Raw genomic sequence first — 17,127 nt, forward strand, 5'->3', positions numbered from 1 at the left:
GATAGGGTTTCAATATTTGCAAGTGTATAACACGCCAAATAGCGATAATAGAGGAATATTAAATATTCTTTTATAATATTAAGGTAGTTTTGATGAGATACTGCGGTAATTAACTTTTCAGTTTCCCTACTAACACCTATTTTAGTTATAAATGTAATAATGTTTTATTATTTAATGTGTTAGTTTATATTTGTTCATCAACACTCTAAACTCTTTATGAAGTTTCCCTATTTATTATTTATTTTACTTTTGGTTATCTGTACTAGTTCATGTATTTCAACAAAACAACTTACCTATTTGCAGGAAGATCAAACTAAAACAGACACCCTATCATTTTTACGTAAAAGACCAGAGCCTTATAGGCTTCAAATTAATGATTTATTAAGTATTCGCGTAAAAGCTTTAGATCAAGAAACAGTGGGTATATTCAACCCTATAAGTGATGCGAACCCCAATGCAACTGGTGAGGAAAAATTGTATTATGATGGTTTTGTAGTAAACGACCATGGTAACATTCGCATTCCAAGTCTTGGAGAAATAAATGTGTTAGGATATACAGTCGAAGAAGTGCGTGAAAAACTTGAAGATAGATTGCTAAAGGATTACTTTAAAGCAGAAGCCAATGTTTTTGTAACTGTAAAATTAGCAGGTATTCGTTATACCATTAATGGAGAAATAGGAAGACCTGGTTCTAATATCATCTATCGCGACCAAGTAAGTATTATGGAAGCAATCGCAAATAGTGGTGATATTTTAATGACTGGCGATAAAAGTGATGTTGTAATAATTAGGCAGTATCCCGCAGGGCAAAAAGTTCATCATATCGATCTAACTTCTATTGATGCAATGAGCTCGGATTATTATTTTATTAAACCCAACGATTTAATTTTGGTTAATCCACTGCCACAAAAGTCTATTGGTACAGGTACAACGGGGTTACAGTCAATTACAACAATTGTATCCATTACTTCGGCGTTGATAACTACTATTTTACTTTTTACCAGATTATAAGTTATGAACGACGAATTTGAAATAAACGAATCTCACACTACTTTTGATTTTAAAGGATTTTTAATACGACTATTGCGTCATTGGCCTTTGTTTTTAATATCGTTAGCGATTGGATTCACAATAGCCTATTTTGTAAATATTAGAAAACAACCTATTTATTTAATAGATAATGTAATTTCTATAAAAGACGATCAGAATCCATTTTTTACATCTAATACAAGCCTTACTTTTAATTGGGGTGGTACTACAGATAAGGTAAATACGGCTATAATTACTTTAAAATCAAGATCTCATAATGAAAAAGTAGTTGAGCGATTACAATATTACACTAGTTATCTTAAAGACGGAAAATACGAGCAGATAGATGCCTATAGACAAACACCATTTTACGTAAATGTAGATACGGTAGGTCCGCAAATGTTGGGTCAGCAAATTCAAATTATTTTTAGAGACTCCGTAAATTTTGAATTTAACACAACTTTTCCTGAAAGCGGTAGTGTTACAGTACAAGATTATACTACAAAGGAAAAACAAAGAATAGCGGTAACGCCAGGCATTTTTTCTAAAAACTTTAAAATCGGTTCTCATATTAAGCTTCCTTTTTTTAATGGAACATTTATGCCAAATCCTGAAGTAGGAGTAAAACCTGGTACTAAATACTACATTTCATTTGGTGATTTTGATGCTGTAGTTAGAAGATATCTCGGCATTCGTGTAGAACCAGAAAGCAAAGGTTCTTCGGTGCTGAAAATGAGGTTAACGGGCCACAACAAAATGCGTTTAGTGGATTATTTAAATACATCTGTGAGCGTGTTAAGTGAAAACATGTTAGATCGAAAAAATCTTTTTGCAACCAAAACCATAAAGTTTATTGACAGTAGTTTAGCTCAAAAATCGGAAGAACTATCTAATGTTGAAGATGAGTTGAATAGGTTTAAAAATAAAAATGCCATTTTTAATCTTGAAGCTGAAGGATCTGATATTACTGCTAAATTGAGTGAATTAGATTTGCGTAAAGAATCAGTTAATCGAGAGCTGAATTATTACGAAACTTTGGAAAGTTACCTTGTTAGTCGTTCAGACTATAGAAACGTGCCAGCACCTTCAGTTGCAGGAATTTCTGAAGCGAGTATTGTAAGTGGTGTAAGCAGAATTGTAAATTTAGCCGAAGAACGGAATAAACTTCAATATTCATTTAAAGAAGGAGCACCTATATTCAGTGATATAGATCGAAAAATTGATGCAGTAAAATCGGTTTTACTTGAAAATATTCGTTCATCAAAAAGTTTGAAAAAGGAGGAGTTAAGATATATTAATGGTGAAATAGGCCGCAATGAAGGTAAAATCAGGAAGTTGCCAAAAGAACAACAAGATTTACTCAAAATTGAAAGACGCTATAATTTAAGTCAAGGCACTTACAATCTCTTTCTAGCAAAAAGAAGTGAAGCAGGACTTGTAAAAGCGGCAAACGTTAGTGATGTTATGGTAATCGATTCTGCCAAGGATACAGGCGGTGGAAAAATTGGTCCAAACACACAACTTAATTATATGATGGCAGCATTATTAGGCTTGTTATTTCCATTTTTAATAGTATTTGTACGTTTTTTCCTAGATACGAAGGTAAATGGTATTGCTGAATTAAAACGATTAACTCCAATTCCTGTATTAGGCGTTATTGGATACAATCCAATAAAATCAAATTTAGCAGTAATTTCAAAACCAAAATCCTCAATTGCTGAAGCCTTTAGAGCTTTGCGATCGAGTTTGCAATTTATTTATAGAAAACAAGGAATTAAAGGGTCAAAAACAGTATTAATAACAAGTTCTATTAGTGGTGAAGGAAAAACGTTTTGCTCTATAAACATGGCTACCGTTTTTGCGCTAAGCGGCAAAAAAACTGTTTTACTAGGGCTAGACCTTAGAAAACCTAAAATATATGGGGATTTTAATTTGCATAATGAAAAAGGAGCAGTTAACTATCTTATAGGCGAGTCTGAAATTGATGAAATAATTCAAAATACAGACTCAGAAAACCTAGATATTATAACCTCAGGACCAATTCCTCCAAACCCCTCGGAGCTGTTAATTGATTCGCCTTTAGAGAGTCTCATGGAAACTTTAAAAGAAAGGTACGACTACATTATTATTGACTCACCACCTTTAGGATTAGTGTCTGATTCACTAGAGCTCATAAGATATGCTGATGCTACTTTGTATGTTGTAAGATTTAATTACACGCATAAAAACATGCTCACGTTTGTAAATGAAAAATATAAGTCTGGTGAAATTAAACATATAAGTATTGTACTTAACGACTATGTTGAGAAAGCAGGAAAAGGATATGGGTATGGTTACGGATATACATATGGTTATGGTGTAGATGGATATCATGAAAACGACAACAAGCCTTCATTTTCTGAAAGAATTAAGAAGACTTTAAAGAGGTAGTAACTCTTAATCTAAATTTTTCCATTAATTTTGCAGTCTTAAAAATTTATCTTAAAAAAACATTGTAAATGATTCAAAATCCCACAATTGCTGTTATTGGCCTTGGTTATGTAGGTTTACCACTTGCTGCTGCCTTTGCTGAAAAATATAAAGTAATAGGTTTCGATATTAATGCAGAACGCATTTCGCAATTACAAAATGGAGAAGACCTTACATTAGAGCTTTCTTCGGAAGCATTAAAAAACGTGTTATCCACAAATGACGGCATTGGGTTAACAGTTACAGATAATCCAGCTGATATGGCAAGCGCAACTGTTTATATTGTAACCGTTCCAACACCAACAAATAAATACAATCAACCTGTTTTGATTCCTCTAGAACGCGCAAGTGAAACGGTAGGGAAACTATTGAAAAAAGATGATGTGGTTATATACGAATCTACTGTATATCCAGGTGTTACAGAAGATATTTGTGTTCCTATTTTGGAAGAATATTCAGGATTGAGGTTCAATACGGACTTCTATGCGGGTTATTCTCCAGAGCGTATTAACCCAGGAGATAAAGAACACACTGTAACTAAAATCATGAAAGTTACCTCAGGTTCTACTCCAGAATCTGCAAAATACATCGATGATTTATATGCATCTGTAATCACAGCTGGAACACATCTAGCATCTTCTATTAAAGTAGCTGAAGCTGCAAAAGTTATTGAAAACTCTCAACGTGACATCAATATAGCATTCGTAAATGAGTTGTCTAAAATATTCCGACTATTAGATATTAATACAAATGATGTATTGGAAGCTGCAGGAACAAAATGGAATTTCTTAAAATATAGTCCAGGTTTAGTTGGTGGGCATTGTATTGGTGTTGACCCATATTATCTAGCGCAAAAGGCTCAAGAAGAAGGGTATAATCCTGAAATTATTTTGGCTGGACGTCGTATGAATGACGGGATGGGACAGTATGTTGCACAAGAAGTTGTAAAGCTTATGATTCGTAAAGAATGTAAAGTTAAAAACGGAAATATCTTAGTTATGGGTATAACATTTAAAGAAAACTGTCCCGATATAAGAAATACGAAAGTTATAGACGTAATTACTGAATTAGAAAAATATAATCTAAATATTGATGTTTACGATCCTTGGGCTAATCCAAGTGAAGTTCAAAAAGAATTTGGAATTTCAATGATAACTGATGCTTCTAAATTGCAAAAAGATTATAACGCAGTTGTGGTAGCTGTTCCACATAATGAGTTCAAAAATTTTGATATTAAAAAATACATAGCTGAGCCTTGTGTAGTTTTTGATGTGAAGTCTTTATATCCTAAAAACACCGTTGACGGCACTTTATAATGAAAGAAAACATATATCATAATATCGACTTATCTTCTTTTTCCTTTTTAGTTACCGGTGGTGCAGGATTCATAGGTTCAAACCTCGTAGCTTATTTATTGGGAAATAATGCAAAAAAAGTGCGTGTATTAGACAACCTCTCAACAGGTTCTTTGGATAATCTTGCAGAGTTTAATGATGATTCTCGTTTCGAATTTTTTGAAGGAGATATTCGTGATTTACAAACCTGTAAAAATGCTATGGATGGGATAGATTACGTTTCTCATCAAGCTGCTCTTGGGTCGGTGCCCCGTTCTATCAATGACCCTATTACATCCAATGAAGTAAATGTTTCAGGATTTCTTAATATATTGGTAGCTCAAAATGAAAGCAAGACAGTAAAGAGATTAGTTTACGCAGCTTCTAGTTCAACTTATGGTGATAGTAAATCATTACCTAAAATTGAAGATAACATTGGCAAACCACTCTCTCCATATGCCGTTACCAAACTGGTAAACGAATTGTATGCAGATGTTTTTTATAAAACCTATGGCACTCCTACAATCGGATTACGATATTTTAATGTTTTTGGACCAAAACAAAGTCCTACAGGTGCATATGCAGCGGTAATTCCATTGTTTATGCAGGCGTTAAAAGATGGGAAGTCTCCAACTATGCATGGTGATGGTGAGCAGACTCGTGACTTTACATTTGTTCAAAATGCGGTTCAGGCTAATGTTAGGGCATTTTTCGCCGGGGATAAAGCTGTAAACGAGGTTTTTAATATTGCATTTGGTGAAAGAACAAGCTTAAACCAATTATGGGATAAGCTGAAGGGTATTTCCGAAAAGGAAATTGAAGCAACTTATGGACCACCGAGAAAAGGTGACGTAAGAGATTCTCTTGCTAATATTGAAAAAGCAAATAACCTAATGAATTACAGGCCTTTATATTCAGTTTCTGAAGGTCTTAAAATTACGTGGGAAGCATTTATAAAGCAGTAAGTTTCTCACTCATTAAATTACAAAATAGTAAAGCTCCAAATTTCAAAATTTATTGTTTTGAAACTTGGAGCTTTTCCTTTTCAGCTATACGTATTTATTTCTTTTTAAAATCTAATGAAAGCGAATTAACACAATATCGTTGGCCTGTTTCAGTAGGGCCATCATTAAAAATATGTCCTAAATGGCTGCCGCAACTAGCGCAGAGAATTTCGGTGCGAATCATTCCGTGAGTAGTATCTTTTACGTATTCTATTGATCCTTCGATTGAATCGTCGAAAGAAGGCCAACCACAATTACTTTCAAACTTATTATTGCTCTCAAAAAGCGGGGTGTTACAAGCTCCACACACATAGGTTCCGTCTTCAAATGTTAGATTGTATTCCCCAGTTCGAGGAAATTCGGTCCCTTTTTCGCGTAGAATGTGATAGCGTTTTTCACCTAATTCTTTTCGCCACTCGGCTTCAGATTTACTAATTGGATATTTTTTTGAATCACTCATCTCTTGGAATAAATTTTAATGCAACGCCGTTAATACAATGTCTTTTACCAGTGGTTTTTTTTGGACCATCATTAAATACATGACCTAAATGACCACCGCAGGTAGCACAATGTTCTTCAACCCGTGAATAGCCTAATTTTTTATCGGTAGAAAAGGCGACATTGCCTTTTATCTCTCTATCAAAACTCGGCCAACCTGTACCACTATCAAATTTATGTTCGCTTTTAAAAAGTGCTGTTCCGCAACCTGCACACACATAAACTCCTTCTTCATTATTGTTGTTTAAATCACTAGAAAATGCACGTTCAGTAGCTTCATGTCGTAAAACACTATAGGCTAGGGGTGAAAGTTGAGCTTTCCATTCGGCATCGGTTTTAGTTACCTCAAACGGAATTTGTTGTTCTCCTTCACTTTTTTGAGCCGGAGAATTACAACTAATAAGTAATGAAGCTAATATTATTATAAAACTTAATAGCTTCATCTTAAAATTCGATTTTTTCCACTTCAGAATCATCTATTTGCATAAGCTCTAATAAATCCTCCATCGACGGATTGGTTTTTGCAAATTCTGCAGGTACAACAGCAATTCGAAATGTTTGATTATCTAATACCGACCCATCGTTTAATGTAGAAAGGTCAAAATTACCTTCAATAATCATTTGAACATCTACAAATGTATTGGTGAAAATATACTGAATGATATCACCATTGTTATAAAATATGTTTTGTGGTAAAGGGCTCCATACATCTGCCATAGTACCACCACCAATTCCAGCTTGACCTTCATATCTATAAACTAGAACTACGTCACTTTCATAAACTGTAAAAGGAAAACCTATATATGGTGAACTAAATATATTGTTTCCATTTTCATATTGGAAATCAACAGTTGTTTCAAAAACTTGAGCTAAAAAGTCTTGTCCATCTTGTCCTGGAGGTCCTGGATCTCCCTCACAGGAAGTAAATAAAATGATAGAAGACAAGGCTAAAAAGAGAAGTAAATTTTTCATAATGCTATATTTTAAAGATTCGTTATCAAAGTTTACAAAAGTCGTTCCAACTTTATAAAGTCTATAAATATAAGGGCTTAAAACATCTTCGTATATTAAAGAAACAATAAAATTTTCATTTGTGGAACAATATTTGAATTTTAGAATTTTTTTATAATATTAATCAATTTTATATATCTAAATTTAACTCTTTAACATAACACTTATATTTATGATACTTAGAAAATCACTTATAACCCTCTTATTAGGAGTAGTGGTTGTTGCTTGTAGCACCAATCCATTTACAGGAAAGCAAACATTGGCTTTGGTCCCAAATTCGCAAATTTTACCAATGGCTTTTCAGCAATACGATCAGTTTTTATCTGAAAATAAAGTTGTCAAGGGTACGACAGATGCTAACATGGTTAAAAGTGTAGGGCAAAAAATGGCTGCTGCGGCTGAACGTTATCTAAATGCTAATGGTTATGCAGGTTACCTAACAGATTATCGTTGGGAATACAACCTTATTGAAAGTAAAGACGTAAATGCTTGGTGTATGCCTGGTGGTAAAATTGTAGTTTACACAGGTATTCTTCCTGTAACTAAAACTGAAGCTGGACTTGCTGCAGTAATGGGGCATGAGGTCGCTCATGCCTTGGCAAACCACGGACAACAGCGTATGAGTGCTGCACAATTGCAACAATTAGGAGCAGTAGCAGGAAATGTTGCCTTGGCTAACAACCCTGAAAATCAACAAATTTTTAATACCGCCTATGGTCTTGGAAGTAATTTGGGTGTAATGCTTCCTTTTAGTAGAAGTCACGAAACAGAAGCAGATCATATTGGGCTGATATTAATGGCAATTGCTGGATACGAGCCTATGGCAGCTGCACAACTTTGGGAGCGTATGCAAGCTCAATCACAAGGAGCACCACCAGAATTTTTAAGCACTCACCCTGCTAGTACCACAAGAATTCAAAATATTAAGGGTTGGGCTGCAAGTGCAAAAGCAGAAGCTAGAAAATTTGGAGTTACAACTTTTAAAAATTAATATTTAAAATATTTCAACTTAATTAAAATCCCGTTTGTAGCGGGATTTTTTTATTAGTTTAGCGACTTATAAAATTAACCGAATATTTTTATGCCATATTTACCTAAAGGAAGTAAAAAACTTTTAAATGCTTGGGCATTTTATGATTGGGCTAATTCGGTTTATAGTTTAGTAATCGCTTCTGCAATTTTTCCTATATACTACCAAGCGTTGTTTAAATCTGCTAATGTAGAGACTGTAAACGTTTTAGGCGGTTCTATTAGAAGCACCCCTTTAATTAGTTACACCACTGCAGCAGCATTTTTAGTTGTCGCTTTAATTTCACCTATACTTTCAGGAATAGCAGACTATGTAGGTAATAAGAAGAGTTTTATGAAATTCTTTTGTTACCTCGGTTCTATTTCCTGCATGGGGTTGTACTTCTTTAGTATAGAAAGTATCCATATCAGCCTTCTTTTATATTTCTTCGGACTAATTGGCTTTTGGGGAAGTTTAGTTTTCTACAATTCGTATCTACCAGATGTTGCATTTCCTGAACAACAGGACAGAATTAGTGCTAGAGGATATTCAATGGGTTATGTGGGAAGTGTTATTTTATTGCTTTTTAATCTGGCAATGGTTATGAAACCTGAACTTTTCGGTTTTGGAAAAGGAGGTGAGGCAAGTATGAAAGCTATGAAATGGTCTTTTGTATCTGTGGGGGTTTGGTGGATTGTTTTTAGTCAGTATTCCTTTTATTTCCTTCCTAAAGGAAACAAAAGTGGAAAAAAGGTTAGTGCCCAAATAGTGTTAAATGGATTTAAAGAATTAAAGGGTGTTTACAATTCTTTATCAGAAAATATTCAACTTAAGAGATATTTAGCCGCCTTCTTTGTTTATAGTATGGCGGTGCAAACAGTAATGTTGGTTGCCACATATTTTGGAGAACAGGAAATAGCTTGGGGTGGCGATGATAGTAAAACAGTGGGGTTGATTGTAAGTATTCTTATAATTCAATTGGTTGCAGTAGGTGGAGCTACCTTAACCTCACGTGCTTCTGAAAGATATGGAAACATCTTTGTACTAATTTCGATTAATATAATCTGGGTTTTTATTTGTGTTGTAGCCTTTTTTATAGAATCTCCAACACAATTTTATGTTACGGCCGGAGTTGTAGGTTTGGTAATGGGAGGAATTCAGTCATTATCTCGCTCTACATATTCAAAGTTTTTACCTGAAACAAAGGATACAACTTCATACTTTAGTTTTTATGATGTCGCTGAAAAGGTGGGTATCGTTATAGGTATGATGATTTATGGTTTTATAGACCAAATAACAGGTAGTATGCGTAACTCAATTTTATTTTTAGTTTTATTTTTTATTACAGGGGTGATTTTACTCTTAAGAGTTCCAAGAAATAAAAACTTTTAAACATTTTTTGTTTAAGTTTGTCTCTATTATATTCCAAACAACCTACCGGATGAAGAAAATTAATTTTTTAAAAGTTGTGCTTTTAGCTTTACTTACTTTTCAATTTATTGCTTGTGAAGACGAACCTCTAACTGGGGATTTTCCACAAGATGATGGTGCAAATGCTGAAATAGGCCAATTTAAAGCTTTAGTAGATGGCAACCAATTTATAGCAGCTAATACAGTTGCATCAATATCATCAGAAAATGAATTTACGATCACTGGAACAAAAGTTACTGGCGAAAAAATTAAACTTACTGTATTTAATGCTGCTGTAGGGGTTTTCGATTTAAGTGCAAATCAAAACTTAGGGTCTTATTATGATACTTCTATAAATGAAAGACCATTTAATTCATCATTAGCGAATGGAGGAACTGGCGAAATTGATATTTCTGAAATAAATACTGAAGAGTTAACTATATCGGGAACTTTTAAATTTGTTGGGTATAGAGTGCAAGTGGATAGTAATGGCGAAACAGTTTTAGATGGTAATGGGGATCCTGTTCTTGAAAGTATAGATATTACGCAAGGATCTTTTAACGCTATTCCGTATGTTGGTGGCGGAAGTGGAAATGGTGGAAACGGCGGAAATCCATTAGATGAATTTTTCGCAAAAGTTGATGAAGTTGGTTTCTTAGCAGATAGTATTTCTGTAACAGAACCAATTGTTGCAAATACTAGAATGCTTAAGGTTGAAGCGTTTAACGATGAAGGAGCTTCGATACGAATTGACATACCAAAATCGTTAGGGATAGGAACACACAATATGGTGAATATCTCAAACGGAACAGACTTGATTGGGCTTTATAATGCTGGTGGGGGTTCAGAATTTTTAACTTCAAACCCAGGAACACTAACCATCACTGAGTTCGATTTAGAGCTCGGTATTTTAAAAGCTAAGTTCTCCTTTAGAGCAAATGATCCATTAGGACAAGTAGGGGATGAAGCATTAGTTACTGAAGGTAGATTAACTGCTCACTTTGAGGGAGTATCTGGTGGGAACAATTTATTTAAGGCAAAAGTTGGAGATACATCGTATAATCCTTTAGATATTGTAGTAACTACCGATGTTGTAAATCAATACCCTACAGTAACCATTACTACAAATATAGATAGCCAACGCATGGTTTTAACCTTCCCTGAAACTATTTCAGAAGGTACCTATGCAATGGGTACAGAAGTAATTGAAGGTAACGAAATTGTGGGGATTTATACTCCTGAGGTAGGCTCATCAATAGATTTTATATCAAATCCAGGTTCGCTTACAATTACTAATTATAACTATCAAGAAAATACAATCCAGGGAACTTTTACTTTTAAAGCCAAAGACTTAAATGAAGTAGATCCTACCATCTACAATATTACAGAAGGTTCTTTCTATCTCGAACTCGAGTAATTCCATTAGAATATTTCTTAAAAGTCGTTTTTAAAATGTTTAAAAACGACTTTTTTTATTGGTAATTTTTGAGTTCAAACTTCTACGCTTATATAATAGACTGGCACAACTCTTGAATTACTATAAGATGCAGCCTTGAAATTGTTTGATTTTCAGGGTTCTTACATGAAAAAGTTAAAAAAAATTAATAATAAGAATTGTGTTTACTTTTAAAAGTGACACAATGTCCTAATACAATATATGGCTAAATCAAAACTTACATCAATAGACAAGTTGTCATTTCAAGATTTACATGAAGATTCTGAGTTTATTCCGTTAATGTCTGCTGAAGACGAAGACGCAATGCACAAGGAGGAGCTTCCTGAAATACTTCCTATTTTACCTTTAAGAAACACAGTGTTGTTTCCAGGAGTTGTAATTCCAATTACAGCTGGTAGAGATAAATCTATCAAGTTAATTAATGAAACAAATAAAGGAAATAAGGTAATAGGTGTAGTTTCTCAAAAAGATGAAAACGAGGAGGAACCAGGTGTGGCTGATATTAATACTGTTGGAACAGTTGCTCAAATACTTCGTGTTCTTAAAATGCCTGATGGAAATACTACAGTGATAATTCAAGGTAAAAAACGCTTTGAAGTTGCTGAAGTTATAACTACAGAACCTTATATGACTGCTACAATTAGAGAAGTAGCAGAAGCAAGACCAGAAAAGGACAGCGATGAGTTTAATGCTATTATCGACAGTATTAAAGAAATGGCTTTGCAAATCATTAAGCAAAGTCCTAACATTCCAACTGAAGCTTCTTTTGCAATTAAAAACATAGAAAGTCCAAGCTTTCTTATAAACTTTGTTTCCTCAAATTTAAATATTGAAGTAGAACAAAAACAAGCGCTTTTAGAAATTAACAATCTAAAGGAACGCGCTTTGGAAACGCTTCGATATATGAATACAGAAATTCAAAAGTTGTCGTTGCGAAATGATATTCAGAGCAAGGTTCAGAGTGACATTAATCAGCAACAACGCGAGTATTTTCTTCAGCAACAAATGAAAACTATCCAAGAGGAATTGGGTGGTTCTTCTATGGAACAAGAAATCGAAGAAATTCGCAAACGTTCTAAAGACAAGAAATGGAGTAAAGAAGTGAACAAGCACTTCCAAAAAGAACTTTCTAAGTTACAGCGAATGAATCCGCAGGTTGCAGAATTTAGTATTCAGCGTAATTACTTAGACTTATTGCTTGAACTTCCTTGGAATATATACAGTAAAGACAAATTCGATTTAAAAAGAGCTAGAAAAATTCTCGATCGCGATCACTATGGTCTGGACGACGTTAAAAAACGTATTATTGAATACCTCGCTGTTTTGAAACTTCGAAACGATATGAAGTCGCCAATTCTTTGCCTTTACGGACCTCCAGGTGTTGGTAAAACATCTTTAGGAAAATCTGTAGCAGAGGCTTTAGGTAGAAAATATGTGCGGATGAGTTTGGGAGGACTACGTGATGAGGCAGAAATTCGAGGTCATAGAAAAACATACATTGGCGCCATGCCTGGAAGAATTATTCAAAGTATAAAAAAGGCAGAAACAAGCAACCCAGTTTTTGTTTTGGACGAAATAGATAAGATTTCTGCAAGTAATCAAGGAGATCCTTCATCGGCTATGCTTGAAGTACTTGATCCCGAGCAAAACAATGCGTTTTACGATAACTTCTTAGAGTTAGGCTACGATCTTTCAAAAGTTATGTTTATTGCTACGTCTAACAGTTTAAGCACCATTCAGCCAGCTTTATTGGATAGAATGGAAATTATAAACGTAACTGGTTATACTATTGAAGAAAAAGTTGAAATTGCAAAAAGACATTTACTGCCAAAGCAGCTAAAAGAGCATGGATTAACTAGTGATTCTTTAAAAATTGCAAAACCGCAACTTGAAAAAATTGTGGAAGGCTATACTCGTGAAAGTGGGGTTCGTGGTCTTGAAAAACAAATTGCTAAAATGGTGCGTTATGCAGCTATGAAAATAGCAATGGAAGAAGAATACGATGTAAAAGTTAGCAATGAAATAATCGTTGAAGTATTAGGTGCTCCAAAAATGGAACGTAACAAGTACGAAAACAACGAAGTGGCAGGAGTAGTAACTGGATTGGCTTGGACCCGTGTTGGTGGGGATATATTATTTATAGAATCGGCACTTTCAAAAGGTAAAGGAGCATTGAATATGACTGGTAACCTCGGGAAAGTAATGAAGGAGTCTGCTACAATTGCACTAGAATACATTAAGTCTAATGCAGAAAAATTAGGAATAGATCCAGAGATTTTTGATAAATATAATGTTCACATTCACGTGCCAGAAGGAGCAACTCCTAAAGATGGTCCAAGTGCGGGAATTACAATGCTTACCTCTTTAGTGTCCTTATTTACACAAAGAAAAGTTAAGAAATCTATTGCAATGACAGGAGAAATTACGCTTCGAGGTAAAGTTTTACCTGTAGGAGGTATTAAAGAAAAAATTCTTGCTGCAAAACGCGCTAGAATTAAAGAAATTCTTCTTTGTGAAGACAATAGACGTGATATTGAAGAAATTAAAGATGAATATTTAAAAGGCTTAACTTTTCACTATGTGAAAGATATGAGCGATGTATTAGAGTTGGCTCTTACAGATGAAAAAGTAAAGAATGCTAAATCGCTTTAAGGAAAACTGATAAAAGATGATTAATGTACTTTTGTATCGATGCAAATGTGCATTATTCATCTTTGTTTTCTTTTATTTGCAAAAATAAATTACACTTGCATTCGTTTAGACTTTAGTTACGGTAACTCACACTTATGACCCAAAAGGTTTTCTTGGTAATTTTTCTATTAATTTCTCAGCTATTAGAAGCTCAGGTGGGAGGTAAGGCGACTTATCAATTTCTCAATTTGGTTAATAGTCCAAGAATGGCTGCTCTAGGCGGTAAAGTTGTTACAAATTACGATTATGACCCTTCTCAAGCCCTGTTTAACCCTGCAACTATTAATGCAGAGATGGATAATCAATTATCGCTAAACTATACAAATTATATTGGTGATGTAAATTACGGAACAGCTAGCTACGCTTATCTTTGGGATAGACGAACGCAAGTATTACACGCAGGAGTAAGCTATGTGAATTACGGAAAATTTGATGGATATGACGAAGCAGGAACTCCAACAAATAGTTTTAGTGGCGGGGAAGTAGCTCTATCATTAGGTCACGCAAGAAATATTCCTTTTACCGACTTTCACGTAGGGTTAAATGTTAAACTCATATCTTCAAAACTAGAACAATACTCATCATTTGGGGCTGCTGTAGATATTGGACTTATGTACGTTTATGAAGATTGGGACCTTCAAATTACTGGGGTTGCAAGAAACTTAGGTACACAAATCACCCCTTATCACGAAGAATACGAACCGTTACCATTCGAACTTATTTTCGGAATATCTCAAACTTTAGAGCATATTCCCATTCGATGGCATCTTACTTTAGAAAATATGCAACAATGGAATGTTGCTTTTTCTAACCCCGCAAGAGAACAAACCGACCTTGAAGGTAATGTTCAGGAAGAAAATATAAACTTCCTTGACAATGCATTTAGGCATACTATTGTTGGAATTGAGCTATTTCCAGAAAGTGGATTTAATATTAGGTTAGGATACAATTTCAGAAGAGGCGAAGAGCTTCGTATAGTAGATAAACGTGCATTTGCAGGAGTAAGTGCAGGGTTTGGTATTAAGCTTAATAAATTTCGCCTAAGCTATTCCTATTCCAAATACAGCGCTGCAGCTACTTCCAGTTTCTTTGGATTAAATTTAGATCTTCAATAATGAAAAAAATTACTATTGCTATCGATGGCTATTCCTCTACTGGTAAAAGTACAGTTGCGAAACAACTTGCAGATTATTTAGGCTATATTTATGTTGATAGCGGTGCAATGTATAGAGCAGTTACATTATTTGCAATGCAAAATGGAATAATATCAAAAGAAAATTTTGATATAGAAAAACTTAAGAATTCACTGTCATCAATTCACTTAGAGTTTAAAAAACAATCAGATTGGAACAAAGCACATATTTTTTTAAATGGGAAAGATGTGGAAAATGATATTCGAAATTTAGAAGTTTCAGAATTCGTAAGTCCAATTGCGACAATTCCTGAAGTACGCACTAAATTAGTGGCACAACAACAGGAAATGGGTTTGTTGAAAGGAGTAGTAATGGACGGTAGAGATATTGGTACCGTAGTTTTCCCAAATGCTGAACTAAAGATATTCATGAACGCTTCAGCTAAAAAAAGAGCTGAGAGAAGATATAAGGAACTTACAGACCGTGGCGACTTCGTTGAATTTAAGGATGTTTTAAAGAATATTGAAGACAGAGACAATATTGATACTACACGTAAGGATTCCCCACTTAAAAAAGCACCTGATGCAGTTGTAATTGATAACTCTGATATTAATATAGAAGATCAATTTCATACAGTACTCCAATTAGCTAAGGATAGGATAGCAGGACGAATTTAAATTACAACACCATATGTTTTCTGCTGTTTAAAAAGTTATTTATTATTACACTTTCCAAAAACAAAATAAAATGAGTTTTTTAAAAGAATTTAAAAACTTCGCCATTAAGGGTAATATGATTGATATGGCGGTTGGTATCGTTATAGGAACTGCTTTTAACAACGTGGTTAGCACTATAGTTAAAAAGGTTGTAATGCCTCCGTTATCCTTACTTACGGAAGGAGTAAAGCTCTCAGATAAGGAATACGTATTGCGTGAAGCTTCTGAAGCTTCTGATGAAGTAGCAATAGGTTATGGAGAATTAATGGAGGTTTTAATAGATTTTCTAATAATCTCTTTTACCATTTTTGTGATAATTAAGTTTATTAACCGTTTTAAAACAAAATCTGAAAACCCTAAGGATAAAACCGTAGAAACTCCTAAAAATATACAACTGCTTTCCAATATTGAAAAATTACTAGAAGAGCAAAATAGCTACATTAAAAATAAGGGAGCTAGGGACTAACTTTTCGCGCTGTAGCTTTACTGGAACTCGTTTTACCTACTTCTCTAAACTCAAAAGTGTAGGTGTCTTTATCTGTGGTTAAAATCTTAATTTGAATCGCTTTCTTTTCGGCTTGATTCTTAGGATTTATTTTTTGTAGTACGTATTCACAATCGTTTATCCAGCGTATAGAGGAAGTATCAGCTTTCCCTTCGTAATAATCTATTTCTATAGAATCGTTACGTGTGATGGTAGTTTTAAAGACCTCAGTTCCTGAAAGTGCTTCGAATTCAAAGGTTCCTGTTTTAAAATCTGAGCAGTTACGCTCTTTTTCATAACAACTACTGAGTAAAAACAGCGGTAATAAAAGTAGATAAAAACGCATTTTTAATTTTTTATGCGAATTTCCGAAAAATTACTGAGAAGAATTAGTTTTGGTAGGCTTTAAAAGTACCATCGCTATAAAATATCACAATTTTATCAATCTCTTTTCCCGAGTCAAGATTTTGCTCAACTCTTTTTAATGATGAAACACCCTTCTTTTCATCATTCGAAGTGGTTGTTGAAAATAGGTCTAAATTTTTTTCACTCGACTTTGAAGGTTTTGATTTCTCTACTTCTATATCTTTAAAATTTTCTAAAGTAGAAGGGAAGCTTCCTTTCCCATAGAGCAACCAATTCATTTCAACTTCTGGAAATTCTTTCAATAATTTCATGACAAAATCTAAACTAGGCTTATTCCTACCCGACAATAAATGGGAAATGGTAGAGCGATTAAAATCCATTTTTTCAGCAAAAGCCGTTGCTGAAATACCGTAATATTCCAGAATTTTTTCAAGTCGTTTTACAAAATCCTTGCTGTTTACCATTGTAACAAATATTGTATCAAAATAATTTTTACAAATGTAAACTATTAATTTAA

16 protein-coding genes are annotated in these 17,127 nt (G+C 34.1%); 11 read left to right on the plus strand and 5 right to left on the minus strand.

Going from position 1 to position 17,127, the window contains the following annotated elements:
• The first annotated feature begins 216 nt into the window (after window positions 1–216).
• From RT250_RS06565 to RT250_RS06580, 4 genes are all read left to right on the plus strand, one after another.
• On the plus strand, window positions 217–1,011 hold the full coding sequence (locus tag RT250_RS06565; RefSeq protein ID WP_313113225.1) for a polysaccharide biosynthesis/export family protein: 795 nt from the start codon (window positions 217–219) through the stop codon (window positions 1,009–1,011).
• A gap of 3 nt (window positions 1,012–1,014) precedes the next feature.
• Window positions 1,015–3,459 (plus strand): GumC family protein, encoded by a 2,445-nt coding sequence (locus RT250_RS06570; RefSeq protein ID WP_313113227.1) that lies wholly within the window; start codon window positions 1,015–1,017, stop codon window positions 3,457–3,459.
• A 71-nt stretch (window positions 3,460–3,530) separates the two neighbouring features.
• Window positions 3,531–4,814 (plus strand): nucleotide sugar dehydrogenase, encoded by a 1,284-nt coding sequence (locus tag RT250_RS06575; protein ID WP_435373072.1) that lies wholly within the window; start codon window positions 3,531–3,533, stop codon window positions 4,812–4,814.
• Entirely contained in the window at window positions 4,814–5,797 is a 984-nt protein-coding gene (locus tag RT250_RS06580) for an SDR family oxidoreductase (RefSeq protein WP_313113232.1), read from the plus strand. The genes RT250_RS06575 and RT250_RS06580 overlap by 1 nt, the downstream gene beginning before the upstream one ends.
• 94 nt (window positions 5,798–5,891) lie before the next feature.
• Here the strand turns inward: RT250_RS06580 and msrB (RT250_RS06585) are convergent, their stop codons facing one another.
• The 3 genes from msrB (RT250_RS06585) to RT250_RS06595 are packed head-to-tail and all read right to left on the minus strand — an operon-like array spanning window position 5,892 to window position 7,306.
• Window positions 5,892–6,296 (minus strand): peptide-methionine (R)-S-oxide reductase MsrB, encoded by a 405-nt coding sequence (msrB, locus tag RT250_RS06585; RefSeq protein WP_313113234.1) that lies wholly within the window; start codon window positions 6,294–6,296, stop codon window positions 5,892–5,894.
• On the minus strand, window positions 6,289–6,777 hold the full coding sequence (msrB, locus tag RT250_RS06590; protein WP_313113238.1) for a peptide-methionine (R)-S-oxide reductase MsrB: 489 nt from the start codon (window positions 6,775–6,777) through the stop codon (window positions 6,289–6,291). The genes msrB (RT250_RS06585) and msrB (RT250_RS06590) overlap by 8 nt, the downstream gene beginning before the upstream one ends.
• A 1-nt stretch (window position 6,778) precedes the next feature.
• Window positions 6,779–7,306 carry a collagen-like protein gene (locus RT250_RS06595; RefSeq protein ID WP_313113240.1) on the minus strand — a complete coding sequence of 176 codons (528 nt, stop codon included), beginning with the start codon at window positions 7,304–7,306 and terminating at the stop codon, window positions 6,779–6,781.
• Between the two features lie 211 nt (window positions 7,307–7,517).
• Between RT250_RS06595 and RT250_RS06600 the strand changes: the two genes are divergently transcribed.
• The 7 genes from RT250_RS06600 to mscL all read left to right on the plus strand — a co-directional run bounded on the left by RT250_RS06600 (window position 7,518) and on the right by mscL (window position 16,226).
• Window positions 7,518–8,336: a M48 family metallopeptidase gene (locus tag RT250_RS06600; RefSeq protein ID WP_313113243.1), complete on the plus strand. Its 819-nt coding sequence runs from the start codon at window positions 7,518–7,520 to the stop codon at window positions 8,334–8,336.
• Window positions 8,337–8,426: 90 nt separating this feature from the next.
• Window positions 8,427–9,746, plus strand: a complete 1,320-nt coding sequence (locus RT250_RS06605) for an MFS transporter (RefSeq protein ID WP_313113245.1) — start codon at window positions 8,427–8,429, stop codon at window positions 9,744–9,746.
• A gap of 49 nt (window positions 9,747–9,795) precedes the next feature.
• Window positions 9,796–11,181 carry a DUF6252 domain-containing protein gene (locus tag RT250_RS06610; RefSeq protein WP_313113247.1) on the plus strand — a complete coding sequence of 462 codons (1,386 nt, stop codon included), beginning with the start codon at window positions 9,796–9,798 and terminating at the stop codon, window positions 11,179–11,181.
• A gap of 240 nt (window positions 11,182–11,421) precedes the next feature.
• Window positions 11,422–13,872 (plus strand): endopeptidase La, encoded by a 2,451-nt coding sequence (gene lon / locus RT250_RS06615; protein ID WP_313113249.1) that lies wholly within the window; start codon window positions 11,422–11,424, stop codon window positions 13,870–13,872.
• A 134-nt stretch (window positions 13,873–14,006) separates the two neighbouring features.
• Complete coding sequence (porQ, locus tag RT250_RS06620) at window positions 14,007–15,026, plus strand: type IX secretion system protein PorQ (protein WP_313113252.1); 1,020 nt, start codon at window positions 14,007–14,009, stop codon at window positions 15,024–15,026.
• Entirely contained in the window at window positions 15,026–15,721 is a 696-nt protein-coding gene (cmk, locus tag RT250_RS06625; RefSeq protein WP_313113254.1) for a (d)CMP kinase, read from the plus strand. Before porQ ends, cmk begins: the two co-directional genes overlap by 1 nt.
• 70 nt (window positions 15,722–15,791) lie before the next feature.
• The gene (gene mscL, locus RT250_RS06630) at window positions 15,792–16,226 is read left to right on the plus strand and encodes a large-conductance mechanosensitive channel protein MscL (protein WP_313113257.1); all 435 of its coding nucleotides are present in this window, start codon (window positions 15,792–15,794) and stop codon (window positions 16,224–16,226) included.
• Here the strand turns inward: mscL and RT250_RS06635 are convergent.
• Both RT250_RS06635 and RT250_RS06640 read right to left on the minus strand, forming a co-directional pair.
• The gene (locus RT250_RS06635; RefSeq protein ID WP_313113259.1) at window positions 16,216–16,590 is read right to left on the minus strand and encodes a DNA topoisomerase IV; all 375 of its coding nucleotides are present in this window, start codon (window positions 16,588–16,590) and stop codon (window positions 16,216–16,218) included. The genes mscL and RT250_RS06635 overlap by 11 nt on opposite strands.
• 43 nt (window positions 16,591–16,633) lie before the next feature.
• A complete protein-coding gene (locus RT250_RS06640; protein ID WP_313113262.1) occupies window positions 16,634–17,074 on the minus strand; it encodes a helix-turn-helix domain-containing protein in 441 nt (146 codons plus the stop codon).
• Between the last annotated feature and the right edge of the window lie 53 nt (window positions 17,075–17,127).

Source organism: Aequorivita sediminis (assembly GCF_032080575.2).
Taxonomy (GTDB): Bacteria; Bacteroidota; Bacteroidia; order Flavobacteriales; family Flavobacteriaceae; genus Aequorivita; species Aequorivita sediminis.